Here is a 2,738-nt window from a genome sequence, read left to right on the forward strand (position 1 = left end):
GCCGAACTGCTCGTCCTCGCCCGTGACGGCGATCGCACCCGCCTCGGGCCCCACAGCCTCGGCCCCGCCACCCGCTTCGTCGTCGACCATGCTCCCTGCCCCGTCCTGCTGGTCTGGCCGGAGCCGGCACCGGGTGCCGATACCCTTCCTCCTCCCCCACCGCACCACCGGCCGTAGCACGACCGGCCGACGTCCAGCGGCGGATGTCACGGGCGCGGACTCGGCCTCGGCGATCAGCTCCTCGACGGTGCGCATGCCGGCACCATCATGGCGGCGGCGCCGCGCTGCCAGCGGATTCCGGACCCTTCAAGTACCTCAGCACAGTCCCGACCCGCACCTCCACGCTCCCGGCCGCGATCAGCCCGCTCACCGGCTCCGGCCCGCCGCCATCCGCCTCGAAGGCGAGCAGCACCCGCGGCTCCTCGCCGCACTGCCGCTCGACCAGCCGGCGTTCCCCGGGTGTCGGCTCGCGGAACACCGGGTCCTGGAAGGCCGCCGGGCAGCGGACGTACAGCGGGTCCGCGAAGACCAGCTCCAGACCGTGGTGGTAGCCGAGGTCGTACCCGGCGGCCAGGCGCAGCTCGCCCGGGCGCCAGGAGTACACGTCCCAGTCCCACCAGGACCCTTCCGGTAGCTCGATCACTCCGGCCACCGTGCCTCCGCGCCCTCCTCGTCCGGCGCCGGTTCCATGGCTCCGCCCCCTCTCCGGCTTCGGAAATCCGGTACTTCGGACCGGTACGTCTGCGCGAGGATAGCCGCCATGACGGGCTGACAGACCGTGAGCCGCTCCCCACCCCCCACGGAGGCCACAACCCCATGACCCGATCCGAGCTCGGCCGCTTCTACGACGACTTCGCCGACGGCTACCACCTGCTCTACGCCGACTGGAACGCCTCGCTCGCCCGCCAGGGCGCCGCGCTGGACGCGCTGATCCGGGCCCGCCTGGGCGAGGGCCCCGCCGAGGTGCTGGACTGCGCCTGCGGCATCGGCACCCAGGCGATCGGCCTGGCCGCGCTCGGCCACCGGGTCACCGGCACCGACCTGAGCTCGGCCTCCGCCGCCCGGGCCACCGCCGAGGCCGCCGCGCGCGGGCTTCGGCTGCCCACGGCGGCCGCCGACATGCGCGAACTCCCCTTCTCCGACGGCCGCTTCGACGTCGTGGTCTGCGCCGACAACGCGCTGCCCCACCTGCTCACGACCGAGGACGTCCGCGCCGCACTCGGCGAGATGCGCCGGGTCCTGCGCCCGGGCGGGCTGCTGCTGGTCACCACCCGCCCGTACGAGGAACTGCGCCGCACCCACCCGGCCTCCACCCCGCCGCAGACAACCGAGCAGGACGGCCGGCGGTCCGTCATCTTCCAGCTCTGGCAGTGGCACGAGGACGGCGAGCGGTACGACCTGGAGCTCTTCCGCCTGCTGCCGGACGACACCGGCCAGTGGCAGGTATCGGTCCGCCGTTCCACCTACTGGGCGCTCACCCAGGCCCAGTTGAGCGTCTTCGCCGGCGAGGCGGGCCTCGCCGAGGCCGAGTGGATACAGCCCGCCGACTCCGGCTTCTTCCAGCCCGTCCTGATCGCCCGGGCGTGATCTTCGCCCCCGAGACACATAAGGTCCTCACGCGGGGAAGGGGGACGCTGTGGAGCGGATGCGGGTCCTGCTGGTGGACGCTGCGCCCGAGGAACTGCTCGGTCGCGAGCTGGAGCGTCTGCTCGGGCACGGCTTGGCGGTCACACTGAACCTCCGACGGGTGACCGACCCGGCGAGTGTCCGCGCCGCGTGGGCGGGGCAGGTGGACTTCACCGATGTCGATCTGTTCGACGAGTCGGCGCTGATCGATGAGGTCGTCCGGGGTGGCCTCGGCTATCACGCGCTCAAGTCCCGCGCGGGTGTCCCGATGCGTGCCGCTCTCCTCGCGGCGGCCACCGACCGCGCGCTGGCCCATCGGCTCCGGGTGATCGGCCGGGCCGGAGCCGGCACCGACCACGTCGACCTGGCTGCCGCCGCCCGTCATGGTGTCGCCGTCACCCACACGCCCGGCTCCAATGCGAACGCCGTCGCCGAATTCGCGCTGGCCCAACTGCTCGCAGTGAGCAGGAGCCTCCTGACGCACAACGAGGCTGCGCACCGGGGCCGTTGGAGCACACCGGCCGCCCCTGCGGCCGGACTGTCGGAGTTGACCCTGGGCATCGCCGGGTTGGGGCGGATCGGCCTGGCGCTGGCCGAGCGCGCAGGGTTCCTAGGGATGAGCGTTCAGGGCTACTCACGGCGCGCGACACCGACACCCGTACGCCGGGCCGAATCCCTCGCCGCCCTTTTCACCACCAGCGACGTGGTGTCCCTGCATCTTCCGCTCACCCCGCATACCCGAGGGCTGATCGGCCGGGCGGAACTGGCACTGATGCGGCCGGGCTCGATCCTCCTCAACACCTCCCGGGGCGGCATCGTCGACGAGCGGGCACTGGCCGACGCGCTGCGTGACCCGGCGCACCCGCTGGCAGCCGCCGCCGTCGACACCTTCGCCCACGAACACGCCGCCTTCGCCTCACCGCTCTTCGGCCTGCCCAACGCCCTGCTCACCCCGCACGTCGCCGGAATGACCAGGAGTGCCATGGCGGAGGCGGCTCTGCGCTGCGCTGACCACGTCGCCGCGCTGCTCGCCGACCGGCCCGACGGCGTCCCCGTCGTGACCGCCTGACGGTCGTCGCGGACGGATCGATGGCTGCGGCCTGCATCCAGCT

3 protein-coding genes and 1 pseudogene are annotated in these 2,738 nt (G+C 73.0%); 3 read left to right on the top strand and 1 reads right to left on the bottom strand.

Annotation, left to right across the window (positions count from 1 at the left end):
* A pseudogene (locus J0670_RS39680) lies at window positions 1-177 on the top strand (universal stress protein); the annotation flags it as partial.
* Window positions 178-265: 88 nt separating this feature from the next.
* Here the strand turns inward: J0670_RS39680 and J0670_RS35125 are convergent.
* Window positions 266-643 carry a hypothetical protein gene (locus tag J0670_RS35125; protein ID WP_207816577.1) on the bottom strand — a complete coding sequence of 126 codons (378 nt, stop codon included), beginning with the start codon at window positions 641-643 and terminating at the stop codon, window positions 266-268.
* Between the two features lie 173 nt (window positions 644-816).
* Here J0670_RS35125 and J0670_RS35130 point away from each other — a divergent pair, with 173 nt between their 5' ends.
* On the top strand, window positions 817-1,587 hold the full coding sequence (locus J0670_RS35130; RefSeq protein WP_207816578.1) for a class I SAM-dependent methyltransferase: 771 nt from the start codon (window positions 817-819) through the stop codon (window positions 1,585-1,587).
* A gap of 58 nt (window positions 1,588-1,645) precedes the next feature.
* Window positions 1,646-2,695 (top strand): NAD(P)-dependent oxidoreductase, encoded by a 1,050-nt coding sequence (locus tag J0670_RS35135; RefSeq protein WP_243437970.1) that lies wholly within the window; start codon window positions 1,646-1,648, stop codon window positions 2,693-2,695.
* Window positions 2,696-2,738: the final 43 nt, after the last annotated feature.

It is taken from the genome of Streptomyces sp. FH025 (assembly GCF_017427025.1).
Classification (GTDB): domain Bacteria; phylum Actinomycetota; class Actinomycetes; order Streptomycetales; family Streptomycetaceae; genus Kitasatospora.

What these genes read in the sequence shown, in the direction of transcription:
- J0670_RS35130 (WP_207816578.1), top strand. Translation starts at nt 817, where the DNA reads ATGACCCGATCCGAGCTCGGCCGCTTCTACGACGACTTCGCCGACGGC.
- J0670_RS35135 (WP_243437970.1), top strand. Translation starts at nt 1,646, where the DNA reads ATGCGGGTCCTGCTGGTGGACGCTGCGCCCGAGGAACTGCTCGGTCGC.